Source organism: Saccharothrix luteola, from assembly GCF_020859565.1.
GTDB classification, from domain to species: Bacteria; Actinomycetota; Actinomycetes; order Mycobacteriales; family Pseudonocardiaceae; genus Actinosynnema; species Actinosynnema luteola.
This window is the reverse complement of the sequence record NZ_JAJHUO010000021.1, coordinates 1-16519: the sequence shown is the minus strand read 5'-3', so window position 1 is coordinate 16519 and position 16519 is coordinate 1. Positions and strand designations below refer to the sequence as shown.

At 69.7% G+C, this 16519-nt stretch carries 15 protein-coding genes; 7 read left to right on the top strand and 8 right to left on the bottom strand.

All coding sequences use genetic code 11. The annotated features are described in order from the left end of the window. Positions 1-283: 283 nt before the first annotated feature. Both LNK82_RS27665 and LNK82_RS27660 read right to left on the bottom strand, forming a co-directional pair. On the bottom strand, positions 284-1387 hold the full coding sequence (locus LNK82_RS27665) for a LacI family DNA-binding transcriptional regulator (RefSeq protein WP_230569941.1): 1104 nt from the start codon (positions 1385-1387) through the stop codon (positions 284-286). Positions 1388-1494: 107 nt separating this feature from the next. Next, positions 1495-2544: a LacI family DNA-binding transcriptional regulator gene (locus tag LNK82_RS27660; protein WP_230569940.1), complete on the bottom strand. Its 1050-nt coding sequence runs from the start codon at positions 2542-2544 to the stop codon at positions 1495-1497. 226 nt (positions 2545-2770) lie between these two features. On the opposite strand from LNK82_RS27660, the gene LNK82_RS27655 reads away from it, so the two are divergent. The 3 genes from LNK82_RS27655 (at position 2771) to LNK82_RS27645 (ending at position 5906) form a co-directional block, all read left to right on the top strand. After that, on the top strand, positions 2771-4027 hold the full coding sequence (locus tag LNK82_RS27655) for an extracellular solute-binding protein (protein ID WP_230569939.1): 1257 nt from the start codon (positions 2771-2773) through the stop codon (positions 4025-4027). Positions 4028-4092: 65 nt separating this feature from the next. Further along, positions 4093-5013, top strand: a complete 921-nt coding sequence (locus LNK82_RS27650; RefSeq protein WP_372470666.1) for a carbohydrate ABC transporter permease — start codon at positions 4093-4095, stop codon at positions 5011-5013. Continuing rightward, positions 5013-5906: a sugar ABC transporter permease gene (locus tag LNK82_RS27645; RefSeq protein ID WP_230569938.1), complete on the top strand. Its 894-nt coding sequence runs from the start codon at positions 5013-5015 to the stop codon at positions 5904-5906. The genes LNK82_RS27650 and LNK82_RS27645 overlap by 1 nt, the downstream gene beginning before the upstream one ends. Before the next feature lie 40 nt (positions 5907-5946). Here LNK82_RS27645 and LNK82_RS27640 read toward each other — a convergent pair whose 3' ends face one another. From LNK82_RS27640 to LNK82_RS27630, 3 genes are read right to left on the bottom strand one after another with little or no spacing between them, the layout of a single operon-like run. Further along, the gene (locus LNK82_RS27640) at positions 5947-6351 is read right to left on the bottom strand and encodes a PIN domain-containing protein (RefSeq protein ID WP_230569937.1); all 405 of its coding nucleotides are present in this window, start codon (positions 6349-6351) and stop codon (positions 5947-5949) included. Continuing rightward, the gene (locus tag LNK82_RS27635) at positions 6344-6622 is read right to left on the bottom strand and encodes a type II toxin-antitoxin system Phd/YefM family antitoxin (protein WP_230569936.1); all 279 of its coding nucleotides are present in this window, start codon (positions 6620-6622) and stop codon (positions 6344-6346) included. Before LNK82_RS27635 ends, LNK82_RS27640 begins: the two co-directional genes overlap by 8 nt. 52 nt (positions 6623-6674) lie before the next feature. Next, positions 6675-7241: a histidine phosphatase family protein gene (locus LNK82_RS27630; RefSeq protein WP_230569935.1), complete on the bottom strand. Its 567-nt coding sequence runs from the start codon at positions 7239-7241 to the stop codon at positions 6675-6677. 115 nt (positions 7242-7356) lie between these two features. Between LNK82_RS27630 and LNK82_RS27625 the strand changes: the two genes are divergently transcribed. The 4 genes from LNK82_RS27625 (at position 7357) to LNK82_RS27610 (ending at position 11224) form a co-directional block, all read left to right on the top strand. After that, positions 7357-8457, top strand: coding sequence for an ABC transporter ATP-binding protein (locus LNK82_RS27625; protein WP_230569934.1), 1101 nt, complete (start codon positions 7357-7359; stop codon positions 8455-8457). 160 nt (positions 8458-8617) lie between these two features. Next, positions 8618-9562: a metal ABC transporter solute-binding protein, Zn/Mn family gene (locus LNK82_RS27620; protein ID WP_230569933.1), complete on the top strand. Its 945-nt coding sequence runs from the start codon at positions 8618-8620 to the stop codon at positions 9560-9562. Continuing rightward, positions 9559-10386: a metal ABC transporter ATP-binding protein gene (locus LNK82_RS27615; protein ID WP_230569932.1), complete on the top strand. Its 828-nt coding sequence runs from the start codon at positions 9559-9561 to the stop codon at positions 10384-10386. The genes LNK82_RS27620 and LNK82_RS27615 overlap by 4 nt, the downstream gene beginning before the upstream one ends. A gap of 7 nt (positions 10387-10393) precedes the next feature. Beyond that, positions 10394-11224: a metal ABC transporter permease gene (locus LNK82_RS27610; RefSeq protein WP_230569931.1), complete on the top strand. Its 831-nt coding sequence runs from the start codon at positions 10394-10396 to the stop codon at positions 11222-11224. 236 nt (positions 11225-11460) lie between these two features. On the opposite strand, the gene LNK82_RS27605 is transcribed toward LNK82_RS27610, so the two are convergent. From LNK82_RS27605 to LNK82_RS27595, 3 genes are all read right to left on the bottom strand, one after another. After that, positions 11461-12867, bottom strand: a complete 1407-nt coding sequence (locus tag LNK82_RS27605) for a GGDEF domain-containing protein (protein WP_230569930.1) — start codon at positions 12865-12867, stop codon at positions 11461-11463. A gap of 302 nt (positions 12868-13169) precedes the next feature. Next, on the bottom strand, positions 13170-14399 hold the full coding sequence (locus tag LNK82_RS27600) for an MFS transporter (protein ID WP_230569929.1): 1230 nt from the start codon (positions 14397-14399) through the stop codon (positions 13170-13172). A 383-nt stretch (positions 14400-14782) separates the two neighbouring features. Continuing rightward, positions 14783-16204, bottom strand: coding sequence for an MBOAT family O-acyltransferase (locus tag LNK82_RS27595; RefSeq protein ID WP_230569928.1), 1422 nt, complete (start codon positions 16202-16204; stop codon positions 14783-14785). Positions 16205-16519: the final 315 nt, after the last annotated feature.

The window sequence follows — 16519 nt, the reverse complement described above, 5'->3', positions numbered from 1 at the left end:
GCGACCTAGCTCCGCTCGGTGGAACCTCGCCGGTACTATCGGTGGCATACCCGCGGTGTTACCCGTATCCACGGTAGTGACCGGATTGGCCCATTCCGCATTTCTCGGATAGGTGGCCGATGGGTATTCCGCAGCCATTCGGAATCATGTCGATCGGTGAGCGGGGCTCACGTCCGCGCCCGGCCGGGAGCCCTCGCGCAAACGAAAGCAGGGGTCCCCTTGGCGAGGACCCCTGCGAAGGGTTCAAGAGCGGTGGGTGGTGGCCGTCAGGACCGGGTTCCGGTCACGGGCCGAACCAGCGTTCCTCCGCCGTCCCGCGCGGTGGGGCGGCGGTGGTGCCGTGGATCAGTTCGGTGGACAGGGTGACGGCTCGGGGGCGGGTGCGCTCGGCCGAGTCCAGGAGCAGCTTGCCCGCCGCGCGGCCCTTCTCCAGGACCGGCTGGCGCACCGTCGTCAGACCGGCCTGCTCCGCCTCGCGGATGCCGTCGAAACCGGTGACGGTGATGTCGACCGGCACGCGCAGGCCGCGCCGCTGGACCTCCGCCATCGCGCCCAGGGCCAGTATGTCCGACGTGCAGATCAGCGCGGTGATCTGCGGGTCGCGCTCCAGCACCTGCGCCGCCGCCGACGCGCCGGAGGCCATGGTGTGGTCGAACCGCTCGGCCACCGGCACGGTCTCCCAGTCCACGCCGACCGACGCGAACGCCTGCGCCAACCCGGCCAACCGGGCCCGCTGCACGTGGAAGTGCGCCGCCTGCTGCCGCTCCGGCACGACGAAGTCGTCGTTGCGGTCACGGGCCAGCCGCATGCACACCACGCCGACCCGCCGGTGCCCCAACGAGATCAGGTGCTGCGCCAACGCGTGCATGGCCGCCTGGTCGTCGATGCCGACGCGGTCGACGTTGCCGAGGTCGGGCTGGTCGCACACGACCGTCGGCACGGGCCGCTCGAGCACCGCCGCCAGGTGCGGGTCGTCGTCGGGCACGGAGTACACCACGAAACCGTCCACCCCGGCCCGGTGCACGGCCGCCACGTCCTCGCGCTCGGGGTTCGCCGGCACGAGCAGCAGCCCGGTGCCCGCGTCCTCGCACGCGAGCGCCAACCCCTCCAGGAACCCGATCGCCGCCGGGTCGCGGAACGCGTAGGACAGGTTCTCGGTGAGCAGCAGGCCCACCGCACCGGCCTTCCTCGTCCGCAGTGAACGGGCCACGGGGTCGGGCCCCGGGTACCCGAGTCGTCTCGCTGTCTCCAACACCCGGCGTCGCAGCTCTGGCGAGAGCTGGTCGGGACGGTTGTACGCGTTGGACACCGTTGTCCGGGAAACACCCAGCTCCGCCGCCAGTGAGGCGAGCGTCGCGGGGCGTCGCACATGCATCGACCGCGCCATGAAGTGACCGTAACGGTTCAGAACCATTTGCAGAAGTGGGGGTGACCGGCGTCCCTCTAAATCGTCATCAGTGCAGATGAGGGATGGTTACCTCGGGGTACAATGGTCTAAACCAATAGGGGCTCAGCGGACGACTCGCGCACGACCAACCGCGGCCGGAAAACACGCGTGTAATTCCCCGCCGGACGTCGTCGCCGATCCGGGTCGAGCCGGTGCACCAACTCGTCCACGGCCGCCGCCGCCATCTCCTCGATCGGCTGCGCCAGCGTGGTCAACGACGGCGAGCAGTACGACGCCAGCGGGATGTCGTCGAACCCCACCACGGACAGGTCCCGCGGCACGGTCAGCCCGCGCCGGTGCGCCTCCCGCAGCACGCCGATCGCCATGTGGTCGGACGAGCAGATCACCGCCGTCGGCCGCACGGTGTCCAGCAGCGTCGCCACCGCCTCCGCCCCGCCCTCCGGCCCGAACGGCGCGTGCGCCACGAAGTCGGAGGTCGCGGGCAGCCCGTCCTCCTCCAGCGCCGCCGCCCACCCGGCCCGCTTGAGCCGCGACGGCAGCGCCCGCGCCGGCCCCGACACGAACCCGATCCGCCGGTGGCCCAGCTCGACCAGGTGCCGGGTCGCCGCGTACCCCGCGTGCTGCTCGTCCACGGTCACGTCCGGCACGTCCAACGACGGCGTCGCGCCGTTGAGGAACACCATGTGCACGCCGTCCGCCAGCAGCTTCGCGTAGTACGACGGCCGCGGCGCCTGGCCGAGCGGCACCTCGACGTTGGTGATCTCCGGCGACACGAACACCATGCCCTCGACGCCGCGCGCGAGGAGCATCCGCACGTACTCCTCCTCGCCCATCGCCCCCGCGCCGGTGGCACGCGTGTTGCACAGCAGCGACGAGTACCCCAGCCGCGCGGCCCGCACCTCCAACGCCTCGGCGAACGCCGGGAACACGGGGTTCGACAACTCGGGCACGAGCAGGCCGATCACACCGGTGCGTTGCAGCGCGCCCAGGCCGCGCGGCGTGTAAGGCATTTCCGCAAGCACCGCGAGCACCCGCTGGCGCGTCTCGTCGTTCACGCCCGCCCGGCGGTTGAGCACCCGGCTGACCGTGGAGATGCTCACCCCGGCTGCCCTGGCGATCTCGGACAGACCGGACACCGTGCCTCCTCGCAGACTTGTGGGTGACGTGCAGCCTGCCGTCAGCGGCAAATTTTTGCAACGCCCACCTTGGTTTCCTCCGCCCGGCCTGGGCCGTTACGGCTTGGTTACGTCAAGACCCTTGACCCGGCCCTGGTCGGCGGGATGAAATCCGCGTCAACAATTTCGCAAGTTCTTGCAAGAGCCTTCATCACGGTGGAGGCCCGCAGGAGGGACGACAGCAACGATGCGACGTACCACCCTCGTGACCGCAGTGGCGGCCGTCTCCGCCCTCGTCCTCACCGCGTGCGGTGGTGGCGACGGCGGATCGGCGTCCGGCGACTCCGGCGAGATCACCTTCTGGGACACCAGCGGCCCGAACGAGGGCCCGGTGTTCGCCGCGATCGCGCAGGAGTGCGCGACCAAGGGCGGCTACAAGGTCAAGACCGAGACCGTGCCCTTCGACGCGGCCCTGAACAACTACAAGACCGCCGCGCAGGGCGGTCAGGGCCCGGACGTCTTCCGCGCCGAGGTCGCGTGGGTGTCGCAGCTGGCCAAGCTCGGCTACGTGGTCGACCTGGCCGGCACGGAGCTGGTCAACGACACGTCCGACTTCCTGGACACGCCGCTCGGCTCCACCAAGTACGACGGCAAGACCTACGGCGTCCCCCAGGTCACCGACTCGCTGGCGCTGTTCTACAACAAGAAGCTGCTGGCCGACGCCGGTGTCGAGCCGCCGAAGACGTGGGACGAGGTCAAGGCCGCCGCGGCCAAGCTCGGCGGCGAGAAGACCATCTTCGTCAACAACGACGCCTACTACGCGCTGCCGTTCATCTACGGCGAGGGCGGCGACCTGGTCGACGCCGACGCGAAGAAGATCGTGGTCAACTCCGCGGACAACGTGAAGGCGCTGGAGACCGCCAAGGGCCTGCTGGACGCCAAGGCCGCGTCCACCGCGCTGGACCCGACGAACTCCTACAACAACATGCAGGCCGCGTTCACCTCGGGCGAGGTCGCCATGGTGGTCAACGGCCCGTGGTCGGTCGCCGACTACCTCAAGGGCGCCGCGTTCGCCGACCCCGCCAACCTGGGCATCGCGCCCGTCCCCGGCGCCACCGCCGGCAAGGGCTCCGCGCCGGTCGGCGGCCACGACTACGTGATCCGCCAGGGCACCAAGGCCAAGGACTCCTCGGTCAAGTTCATCGCCTGCATGAGCAGCACCGAGTCGCAGGTGCGCATCGCCAAGGAACTGGGCCTGCTGCCCACCCGCAAGTCGGCCTACGGGAACGCCGACGTGAAGGCCAACGCGGTCGTGTCCGCCTTCGAGCCGGTCGTCACCGCCGCCCACCCGCGCGCGTGGATCCCCGAGGGCGGCGAGCTGTTCGACCCGCTGAAGATCGCCTACGCCGACGTGCTGGCGGGCAAGAAGGACGCCAAGACGGCGCTGGACGAGGTGGCCAAGAAGTACCAGGACACCGTCGTCCCCGAGTACACCGTCGGCTGACCATCCCTCGCGGCGCCCGGCCCGGTCGTGGGCCGGGCGCCGCGAGGCGGCGAAGGGAGACTTCGGTGCGCAGGTTCCTGGACCGGCACTGGTACGCGTACGCGATGGTGCTGCCGGTCGTGGTGGTCATCGCGGTGTTGGTGCTGTTCCCGCTCGCGCAGGGCGTGTTCTTCACCTTCACCAACATCAACGAGGGCAACATCGCCAACCCGATCCTCGACCGGCCGGCGACCTACGTCTCCGTTGGCCTCGACAACTACCTGAACGTCCTGTCCGGCGACCCCAGCTACGGCGCGTTCTGGTCGACGCTGGTGCGCACGCTGGTCTGGACGTTCGGCTGCGTGTTCTTCCACTACACGATCGGCCTGGGCCTCGCGCTGCTGCTCAACCGGGAGGTGCGAGGCCGGGCGGCGTACCGGGTGCTGCTGATCCTGCCGTGGGCCGTGCCCGCGTTCATCAGCGCGTTCGCGTGGAAGTACATGTTCAACGCGCAGTACGGGATCATCAACCAGTTCCTGCGCTTCCTCGGCCTGGACGACCCGCCGGTGTGGCTCGGCCAGTCGGACTGGGCGCTGGTCGCGGTGATCATCGTCAACGTGTGGCTCGGCGTGCCGTTCATGATGGTGGCGCTGCTCGGCGGGCTCCAGTCGATCCCCGGCGACCTCTACGAGGCCGCCGAGGTGGACGGCGCGACGCCGTGGCAGCGGTTCCGCAACGTGACGCTGCCCGGCCTGCGGTCGGTGTCGAGCACGGTGGTGCTGCTGGGCATCATCTGGACGTTCAACATGTTCGCGATCATCTACCTGATCAGCGGGCCGAACCCGAACACCCGGATCCTGGTGACCTACGCGTTCGAGCGGTTCTTCTCCGGCGCGTCCCGCGACTTCGCGGTGGCGTCGACCTACGGCGTGCTGATCCTGTCCGTGCTGCTCGTGTTCGCGGGCGTGTACCGGCGCGCGCTGCGCAAGCAAGGCGAGGTGTGGTGATGACGGTCGAAGCCGCTTCCTTGAAGGCCGTCCAGCCGGCCCGGGGGCTCAAGCGCTCGCAGCGGTCGCCGCTGGCCAGCGTCGGGCTGCACGGCGCGCTGGTCGTGGCGTCGCTGATCGCGGTGTTCCCGGTGTTCTGGGTGCTCGTGACGTCGTTCAAGCCGGACGCCAAGGCCGTGGAGACCACGCCGAAGCTGGTCAACGACTCCAGCCTGGACAACTACGGGCGGATCCTGGCCGGCGAGAAGGGCGACTTCCTGTCGTGGTTCGGCAACTCGGTGCTGATCGCGCTGATGACCACGGTGCTGGCGGTGTTCCTGTCCGCCACGACGGGGTACGCGGCGTCGCGGTTCCGGTTCCCGGGCAAGCGGTCGCTGATGCTGTCGTTCCTGGTCGTGCAGATGTTCCCGTTCGCGGTGCTGATCGTGCCGCTGTACAACATCCTGCTGGCGCTCGGGTTGCAGGGCACGTCGCTCGGCCTGGTGCTCGTCTACTGCACGACCGCCGTGCCGTTCTGCACGTACATGCTGAAGGGCTACTTCGACACCATCCCGACCGACATCGACGAGGCGGGGAGGGTGGACGGCCTGTCGCCGTTCGGCGTGTTCTGGCGGCTGGTGCTGCCCCTGGCCCGGCCGGGGCTGGCCGTGACGGCGTTCTACGCGTTCCTGACGGCGTGGGGCGAGGTGGCGTTCGCGTCGGCGTTCCTGTCGGCGGCGGACGAGTCGAAGACGCTGGCCGTGGGGCTGCAGGTGTTCGTCCAGCAGAACCGGACCGAGTGGGGCCACCTGGCGGCGGCCTCGATCCTGGTCGCGATCCCCGCGATCGTGGTGTTCTACCTGGTGCAGAAGTTCCTGGTGACGGGCCTGTCGTCGGGCGCGGTGAAGGGCTGATGCGGACGGGGGCCTCCACCTCGTCGTGGAGGCCCTCCCATCACACCTCGACGACCTCGACCAACTCCTCCAGGCCGACGAAGTCCTTCGGGTTGCGGGTGTAGAGCGGCAGGTCGTTGGACGAGGCGATGGCGGCGATCATCAGGTCGAACTTGCGCGATCGGGGGTCGCGGCCGGCTGCGATCGTCAGGCCGACCAGGCTGCCGAACCGAGCGGACGCCCGTCGGTCGAAGGGCAGCGGGTAGTAACCCGCGATCGCGGCACGCAACCGCTTGCCGCGATCGTCGCGGGCTGTCGCCTCCTTCGCCAGCGCGACGCCCTGCTGCAGTTCCGCCAAGGTGATGGTGGTCAGTTCGAAGCGCTCCGGGAGTTCCATCCGGTCGACCTTCGCCAGGTCGATGTAAACGTTGGTGTCGAGGACACCGGCCGGTCGACGTTCAGCCACGCCGACGCTCCCACGGGTCGTCGTCGCCGAGGCGGTCCTCGTTGCCCCAGAACTCGTCCGCCTCCGCGCGCATCTCCGCGTAGTCGACCGGCGGCAGGTCCTTGACCACGGCGATGACCTCGTCGGTGTTCAAGGGCTGCCGGTACGTCGGGGGGCGCAGTTCGGCGACCTCGGTGCCGTCGCGGGTGACGTGATAGGTCTCGCCCGCCTCGACTGCTTCCATGATTTGAGCGGGGTTCTGGTCGAACTCCCGTTGATCGATGACCTTCATGGCGGAGAGGTTAGGGAGCCGGCGTGCCGCGCGCCAGCGGCAATACCGCTGGTCAAAGGCCTGGTCCGGACGCCTCGATCGGGTGATCGCCGCCCCATCGGACCCGGTGGACAGCGGGCATCGGCATGTCCTTCAGGAACGTCCAACCGACCGGGTGGCCGGCCGCGAGGAGGGTGCGTGCGGCGAACGTGCCGTGCGTCCCGATGAGCACCACGCCACCGTCGTGCTCCTCGGCCACCGCCGTCAACGCCCGCCGCACCCGGTCGCTGAGCGCGGCCAGGCTCTCGCCGCCCGGCCGCGCGAAGTCCGGGTGGTCCCAGCTGTGCGCGTAGTGCCGCGCGTAGTCGGGCGTCGGTGGGATGCCCGAGTCCCACTCCCGCAGGTCCCACCTGGTCTCGACGGTCGCACCCAGGGCATCGGCGGTCGGCTGGACCGTCTGCACGGCACGCAGGTAAGGGCTCGACAGGACCGCCGTCGGACGCAGTGCCCGCAGTTGTTCCACCAGGTCACGGGCCTGGACCAGGCCCGAGTCCCGCAGCGGACGAGCCAGCTCGTCGGGGCCGCCCGGCGTGGGCGCAACGGAGGTCGCATGGCGGACGAGCACGAGTTCGGTGGCCATGTACCACCACTACCAGGGCCTGAACCGATCCGGAACTAGACCAATTCACCCGTTCCCGTAAGCGCTTGCAATCCCTAGCGTTGCGGCAAAGCTTGGGTAGTGAAAGGTGCGTGGCATGGCTGAGGTCGCCTACGTCAAGGCTTCGCGGATCTTCTCCGGCAACCCGCCGGTCCGCGCGGTCGACGAGCTGTCGTTGGACGTCACCGACGGCGAGTTCCTGGTTCTGGTCGGTCCGTCCGGCTCCGGCAAGTCCACCGCGCTGCGGATGCTCGCGGGTCTGGAGGACGTGGACGAGGGCGCCATCCACATCGGCGGCAAGGACGTCACCAACGTCCCGCCCAAGGGCCGCGACATCGCGATGGTGTTCCAGTCCTACGCGCTGTACCCGCACATGACGGTCGCGGAGAACATGGGCTTCGCGCTCAAGCTGCGCGGCGTCAACAAGACCGAGATCCGGGAGAAGGTCGCCGAGGCGGCCAAGATGCTGGACCTCGAGAAGTACCTGGACCGCAAGCCGAAGGCGCTGTCCGGCGGCCAGCGGCAGCGCGTCGCGATGGGCCGCGCGATCGTCCGCGAGCCCTCCGTGTTCCTCATGGACGAGCCGCTGTCCAACCTGGACGCGAAGCTCCGCGTGGAGACCCGCGCGAACATCGCCGCCCTCCAGGCCCGCCTGGACACCACCACGATCTACGTCACGCACGACCAGGTCGAGGCCATGACCATGGGCCACCGGGTCGCCGTGCTCAAGGACGGCCTGCTCCAGCAGTGCGACACCCCGCGCGCCCTGTACGACAAGCCGGCCAACGCGTTCGTCGCCGGCTTCATGGGCTCGCCCGCGATGAACCTCAAGACCGTGCCGCTGACGTCGGAGGGCGCGAAGCTCGACGGCATCGTGGTGCCGCTGGAGCGCCGCGCGCTGGACAAGGCGGCGGGCGAGGGCCTGTCCGAGGTCACGTTCGGCATCCGGCCCGAGTCGCTGGCCCTGGTCAGCTCCTCGGAGCAGGGCATGGACATGACCGTCGAGCTGGTCGAGGAGCTGGGCGCGGACGCGCTCATGCACGGCTCTGTCCGCATCGGCGACGTGCCCGAGCGGTTCGTGGTCCGCGTCGACGGCCGCACGCCGCCGACCCTGGGCCAGACCGTCAAGGTCGCCGTGCGTGACGCCGGCGAGGTCCACCTGTTCCACCCGGAGTCCGGCCACCGCCTGACCGACTGACGATCTTCGAGCCACAGGGGCCACCTCCCGCGCGACGGTGAAGTGGCCCCTGTGGCATGTAAAACACCCGGTCGGTGGGCGTGTCGGTAGCGGAGCGTTCTAAACTGAACTCGACAACGGTTTCCATTGCCTGTGCGTCCGCCTGTCGAGGAGTGCTCTGATGACTGTCCGCAACGTGTTGCTCGGCGCGGTGGCCGCCGCGACCGCCGTCGCCCTCACCGCTTGCGGTGCCCAGGACACCCCCGCCGCGAACGACGGCGCGATCAAGGTCGTCGCCTCCACCAACGTGTGGGGCAGCGTGGTCAAGGCCGTCGGCGGCGACGCCGTGCAGGTCAGCGCCATCATCGACGACCCGTCCGGCGACCCGCACTCCTACGAGAGCAAGCCGTCCGACCTGGCCGCGGTGCGCGACGCCAAGCTCGTCATCTTCAACGGCGGCGGCTACGACGACTTCTTCGCCACCCTGCTCGGCCCCGAGACCGAGGGCGCGAAGAAGATCGAGGCGTTCCCGGTGTCCGGCAAGGCCTCCGAGCACGAGGAGCCCGAGACGTCGGCCGAGCCGGAGGGCGAGGAGCACCACGACCACGCCGTCAACGAGCACGTCTGGTACGACTTCGAGACCGTCCGCAAGGTCGCCGACCAGGCCGCCGCCGACCTCGGCGCGATCGCGCCGGACAAGAAGTCGACCTTCGAGGCCAACGCCGAGGACTTCACGACCAAGCTGACCGAGCTGGAGCAGCGCGTCGAGGGCAAGGGCGCGGGCAAGAAGGTGGTCGCGACCGAGCCGGTGGCGCACTACCTGCTCGACACCGCGGGCGTCGAGGACGTCACGCCGGAGTCGTTCAGCGAGGCCGTGGAGAACGAGACCGACATCCCCGCCGCCGCGCTCGCCGACGTCATCCGCCTGATCGAGCAGAAGCAGGTCGCCGCGCTGGTCAACAACGCGCAGACGGAGAACGCGGGCACGCGGCAGGTGGTCGACCAGGCCAAGGCGGCGGGCGTGCCGATCGCCGAGGTGACCGAGACGCTGCCGGAAGGCGTCACGGGTTACCTTGATTGGATGACGAAGCAGGTCGACTCGCTGGTGGGAGCGCTCGGCGCATGACGTTGTCGGGCGGGACGGCTCAGGTGGCGGACAGGTCCACGCGCGCGGCGGTCGCGTTGCGCGGCGCGCGGCTGTCCTACGGCGACCGCGTGCTGTGGGACGGCCTGGACCTGGACGTCGCCCCCGGCGAGTTCGTGGCCGTGCTCGGGCCGAACGGCTCGGGCAAGACCAGCCTCATCCGGGTGCTGCTCGGCCTGCAACCGCTGTCCGCGGGCACGGTCCGGGTCGCGGGCGGCAACCGGCGCATCGGCTACATCCCGCAGCAGCGGGCGATCGACTCGAGCCTCGCGCTGCGCGGCCGTGACCTGGTCGGGTTCGGCCTGGACGGGCACGGCTGGGGCGTCGGCTGGCGCACCCGCCGCGAACGCCGGGCCCGGGTGGACGCGGCGCTGGAGTCCGTCGGCGCGACGAGGTACGCCGACGAGCCCGTCGGCCTGCTCTCCGGCGGCGAGCAGCAGCGGCTGCGGGTGGCGCAGGCCCTGGTCGGCGACCCCGAGGTGCTGCTGTGCGACGAGCCGCTGCTCTCGCTCGACCTCGCGCACCAGCGCGTGGTCAGCGACCTGATCGACGCCCGGCGCCGGGCCGAGGGCACGGCCGTGCTGTTCGTGACCCACGAGATCAACCCGATCCTGCCGCTGGTCGACCGGGTGCTGTACCTGGTCGAGGGCCGGTTCCGGATCGGCCCGCCCGCCGAGGTGATGACCTCGCGGACGTTGACCGAGCTGTACCGCACGAACGTCGAAGTGGTCCGCGTGCGCGACCAGATCCACGTGGTCGGCGCGCAGCACGTGTGCGAGGACGAGCCGCACCACGTGGCGGAGTGAAGGACTGATGGAGAACTTCTTCGACATCGGGCAGACGCTGGACCTGTTGCGCTACGTCCAGCCGATGCTCGTCGCGGGCGCCGTGCTCGGGCTGGTGGCGGGGCTGCTCGGCCCCCTCGTGGTGACGCGCAAGATGGCGTTCGCGGTGCACGGCACGAGCGAGCTGGCGTTCACCGGCGGCGCGGCGGCCCTGCTGCTCGGCGTCGGCGTCGGGTACGGCGCGCTGGCCGGTTCGGTCGTCGCCGCGCTGCTGCTCGGCCTGCTCAGCACGCGCGACTCGGACCGCGACTCGGTGATCGGCGCGATCCTGGCGTTCGGCCTCGGCCTCGGCGTGCTGTTCCTGGCCCTCTACAACGGGCGTGCGGCGAACAAGTTCGGCCTGCTGACCGGTCAGGTGGTCAGCGTCGGGTCGACCGACCTGTGGCTGCTCATCGGCGCGTCGGTCGCCGTGCTGGCGGTGCTCGCGGTCATCTACCGTCCGCTGCACTTCGCCAGCGTGGACGCCGCCGTGGCCGTGGCGCGCGGTGTGCCGGTGCGGGCCCTGTCGGTGGTGTTCGCGGTGCTGGTGGGCGTGGCGACGGCGTTGAGCGTGCAGCTGGTGGGCGCGCTGCTCGTGCTGTCGCTGATGATCACGCCCGCGGCGGCGGCGACCAGGGTCACCGCGAGCCCGCTGCGGGCCACGGTGCTGGCCGTGGTGTTCGCCGAGGTGTCCGTGCTGGGCGGGATGATCCTGTCGCTCGCGCCAGGCATGCCGGTGAGCGCGTTCGTCACCGCGGTCTCGTTCTTCATCTACCTGGTCTGCCGCCTCATGAGCCGCAAGAGGGAAAGAGTCCAGTAACACGTTTGGGATGCCCCGCGAGTGGGTACTCGCGGTCGTAGGGGGCACCGGAGGCCCGGTCGCCGGACGCGGGCCGTGCGGAGACGACAGGTGCCATGCGAAGCAGGACGACCACGTCGGCCGACCACCGCGGCTGCGGTGGCGGGCCCGGTCGTGCTCCCGGCTGTCCGGTCCCGCGTCGTCACGCCCGCCACGCCCGTGCGCCGAGCGCCGGTCGCGGCCGGCAGGTGGGGGACTTACGCGGTGCGGGTGACCTCGGCGGCGGCCGACTGGTCCGCGGCGCCCTCGGCCACCGGCTGGTCGCCCCGCGGCGCGGGCAGCAGCCGGATCTCGCCGCCGGCGACCCGCACCTGGTTGCGCCCGTTCTCCTTGGCCGCGTAGAGCGCGGCGTCGGCGCAGTGCTGCGCGTCCATCAGGCAGTCGCCGTTGTCCGGCAGCACGGCCACGCCGATGGACGCCGAGATGGCGCGCACGTCCGGCCCGTCCGCCGTCAGTGGGAGGTTCCGGCCGCGCAGGGTGACGGTGTTGCGGTGCTTGTCGGTGGTCATCACGGACATCTCGCCGATCGCCTCGCGCACCCGTTCGGCGATGGCCGTGCCCTGGGCCAGGCCCGTGTCGGCGAGCACCACGACGAACTCCTCGCCGCCGTCGCGCCCGGCCACGTCGCCCGGCCGCAGCTTCTCCCGCAGGATCCGGCCCACCTCGGCCAGCACGGCGTTGCCCGCCGGGTGGCCCCAGGTGTCGTTGATCCGCTTGAAGTGGTCCAGGTCGATGGCCAGCACGGTCACCGGCTGGTTGTCGTGGCGGCAGCGGTCGGTGAGCCTGCCCCCGTACTCGGCGAGGCCGTTGGTGTTGAGCAGGCCGGTCCGGTAGTCGGTGTGCGCGTCCTCGGCCAGCCGCGCCTGCAGCTGCTCCTGCTCGCGCAGCAGCCGTTCGAGGTGCGCCCGCCTTTGCGCGGCGTGGTAGAGCAGCGAGTTCACCAGGATCACCGGGAAGACCAGCAGCAGCGGACCCACCCAGTGGGTGGTCATCAGCATGCCGAGCATGGCACCCGCGCCGAGCGTGCTCAGCTCCAGCATGTTGTCCGCGCGCGAGCCCAGGAACTCCTGGATGCGGGTGTGCGGGGTGACGATCTTCAACGCGACGGCGATGTTCATGCCCTGCGCGCCCCAGTTGACCACCCCGGCCACGATGAGCACGAGCACGAGGCCCAGGTCGGTCGGGATGCTGCCGGTGGCCAGCAGCGACGTGCCGGACAGGTGCACCACGGCCCAGGCCAGCATGGTGCCGCCGAGGATGCTCGCGGAGCTGAACACGAACCGGTACGGCTGGCGTCGCGCGATCGGCTGGATCAGGATCCGCATCCAGATCGTGGCCAGCACCGCCAGCGCGCCGGGCAGCGCGATGGCGGCGGCGAACGTCCAGACCGAGGTCAGGTCGATGTGCGGGCCGGCCGACTCGTTGCGGCGCGACTCCTCGGCCCGACGCACGATCATCAGGTGCACGGTGATGGCGAACATCACCGCGCCGAATCTGAGCCAGTCGGCGTTCGAGACCGAGTCGAGGCCGGTGAGCAGCCAAATGGCGGCAGCCGCCACCGCCGATTCGATGAAGAAGAAGTACGCCAGCGCGGCCGGTCGCAACGTCCACAGATCCCAGTTGCGAATCGAGGGCCGGCCGACTGCCCCAGAGGCCTTCTGGTCAGTCAAACTGTTCTTCACCACGACCCCCTACCCTCTGCCCGGCGCCGCGTGGCGAACGCCGTTCGCAGCGGCACGTCCGTGCCCGAGATGCGCACTGAGGAGGTGTTCGCCATGCGCAACCGCGACATGTGAGCCGCTCCCTCCATCCCGGACCGAATGTTCACCGTACGTGCCCGCGGGCTAGCGGGCCGCAGCCGAGGGGTCCTTCATGTTTGACAATCGCGATATGTGATGAGTCCGTTTCAGATCGCCACCGCTTTCGGATCGTTCCGGGTGCGGGCCCGTCGCCAGGCTACGGTCGCCTGCGTGGCGAGCAACAGCCCGATGCCGCCTGCACCCGCGATCGTCGCGGTCACCGAGCCGATCGAGTGCGCCACGACACCGGCCAACGCCATCCCGCCGCCCTGCGACGAGCGCAGAGCGGCACGGCCGATGCCGTACGCGCGACCGCGGTAGGCGTCGGGCAGGATGCGCATCCACGCCGAGCGAGCGGGCGTGTGGTACGCGCCGGCCATACCGGCGATCACCAGTAGTGCGATGGTCCAGGTCAGGTTCGGGTGCAACGCGAACATGACCAGTGGGGCCAAGGACAGTATGGCGAGCGGACCGATCAGCCGCTCGCGTTTCGCCGGATCACGCACCAACCGGAACAGCACGGCCACGCCGAGGACGTTGGCGGCGGGCTCGATGGCCAGGATCAGGCCGACGGCCCACACCGCGTCCAGACTCGCCGCCAGGGGCACGGCGAGTCCCTCGGGGACCATCGCGAGGCCGGCGAGCAGGCGCATGCCCATCAGGCTGCGCAGCCGCGGTTCCGTGACCAGGAGCGTGAACGCCCTCTTCGGGGCTTCGGGATCGGGCTCCCGCTTCGCGCCGCGCGGGTCGGCGGCCGGCCGGTGCTTGACCGACAGCTGCACCAGGATCGCCACCCACACGAACGAGGCCGCGTCGATCGCGAGCGCGACGCCGGCGCCGGCGTTCGTGACGAGGAAGCCCGCGGCGGCCAGGCCGACCATCTGGGCGACGTCCACCGACGTGCCGAACAACGCCACGCCGTCGTCGTAGCGCTTGTCCGGCAGCACGTGGGGCAGGCTCGCCTCCTGCGCCGCCAGGAACGGCGAAGAGATCATCAGCACGACGACCAGCAGCACGATCATCAGCCACAGCGGCGTGCCGGGAATGGCCATCAGACCGACCAGGGCGGCTTGCAGCCACGCGCACCACACCATCACCGTGCGGCGGGGGAACCGGTCCGCGACCCAGCCCAGCAGCGGGCCCGAGACCAGCGGCGGGAACAGCGTCAACGACCACGTGAGGGCGGTCCACGCGGCGGATTGGGTGCGCTCGAACACCAACAGGGAGAGCGCGACCGCCGCGAGTTGATCGCCCACGGTGGACACCGTCGAGCCGATCCACATGCCGCGGAACTCGCGGTTGCCCACGAGCGCGCGGATGGTCCCCCCGGAAGTCACAACTCCCCCAGGTTGGTCGGCCCCGATGAGTGAGTCACGTTACCCCCACCCGAAGTAACAATTCCCTCGGTTAGCACGGTAGAAGCTGCCGGATGTGCAATCTCTGTCCTACCACACTGTGTACCCGAACGGAGCAGGTCGGTTACATAAAGTAGTTGCAACGGCGAAAAATCGCCCACTTATTCTTGACAGTTGACGGTAGGTGACTCGGCGTGAGCAATCCTCGCCTACCCTACGTCGACCGCGACCACCATTGGGCACGGACGGCTGGTCCGACCGGGCCAGCGCGTTCCTGCGGTCGCCGACGGCCTCGAGCCGGTTGGTGAGTCAATTGTTGAACATCGCCCGCTTGTCGATCTTCGCGGCCCGTGGTGGGGCGATCTTCAGAACTGGTAGTAGAGGAACGGGCTGAACGTGCCGCTCGCGACGAGGATCGCCGCGTAGCCGACGCCGACCGTCATCAGCGAGACCCTGGCGGCGGTGGCGATCCGGTCCCGGGAAGACTCCAGGTAAGGCCCGCTCACCGGGTGATCGGGCATTGCGACAATCGCCAGCGCGAGCACCAGCAGCACAATGCGCTGATTGGTCGCCGCGGCCGCGACGGCGTCGGTCAACCCGCTGAGATCCGGCAACAACATGTGGCCGATGATTGTGAACGCCGTACCGAGATCGGCGGAGCGGAAGAACACCCAGCCGATTACCACCAGGAGCATGGTCAGGACCCGGCGGGCAATTCGGGTGCGGGTGGCGGCAGGCGTCGAATCCCAGCCGAATCGGCGCTCCAGCACGAGCAGCCCGCCGTGGAACAAACCCCACACCAGGAACGTCCAGTTGGCGCCGTGCCAGAAACCGGTGAGCACGAAAACGATCGACAGGTTGCGGTAGGTCTGCAGCACGCCGCCGCGGTTGCCGCCGAGCGGGATGTAGACGTAGTCGCGGAACCAGCGCGACAGCGACATGTGCCAGCGGCGCCAGAAGTCGGTGATCGTGACCGACGAGTACGGGCGGGCGAAGTTCTCCGGCAGCCGGAAGCCCAGCATCCGGCCCAGGCCGATGGCCATGTCGGAGTAGCCGGAGAAGTCGAAGTAGAGCTGGAGCGTGTAGCCGATCGCGCCGAGCCAGGCGATCGACGTGGTCATCTCGTCGGCCGGGGTGGCGAAGCAGGCGTCGACCATCGGCGCGAGCGAGTCGGCGATGATCACCTTCTTGCACAGGCCGAGGGCGAAGCGGGGGAAGCCGGCCGCGACGTCGTCCCAGCGGTGCAGGCGGGGCTGCGGCAGCTGGTCGGCGATCTCGCGGAACCGCACGATCGGACCGGCGACGAGTTGCGGGAACATCGCGATGTAGGTGACGAAGGCGACCGGCTCGCGCAGGGCGGGGCGTTCGCCGCGGTACACGTCGACCACGTACGAGATGTGGTGGAACGTGTAGAAGGAGATGCCGATCGGGAGCGCGAGCTCGATCACCGGCAGGTCGGCGCCGACGACGGCGGCGATGTCGTGCAACTGCCCCGTGGCGAACCCGGCGTACTTCCAGATCAGCAGCACGCCGAGGTTGAGCGCGATCGAGCCGACCAGGACCAGCCTGCGGTCGCCCGGCGCGCCCGGCTCCAGGCGCCGCCCGGCCAGGTAGTTGACCGCCATGCAGGCGAGCAGCAACAGCGTCGTGCCGCCCGCGCCGGAGACGTAGAACAGCAGGCTCGCCACGGCGACGACGCCGTTGCGCCAGTTCCTGGGCGTGACGAGGACGGCCGCGAGCACGACCGGGAGGAAGAACCACAGGAACAGCGGGCTGGCGAAGGACATCGCCGCAGACCTTATCCGCCGCTCACGCCCCTCCGGTCCGGATCACCCACAAACGGCCACACCTCACACCGCCCGCGTGTCGAACGTTCGGGTCCCGCGTGTCGAACACTCAGGTCCCGTGTGTCGAACGTTCGGGTCGGGCGTGTCGAACACTCAGGTCCCGTGTGTCGAACGCTCAGGTCCGTGAGAGTGACGCGAGAGTCCTACGTTCGCGGTGCGAGAGTCCTAGAGCGTTATTCAGAAGTTGGTCACCAGCCGAGGCGGTAGTACTCGAGGCTGGTCACGATGCGGATGATCGCTGGGAGTTCGGTCAGG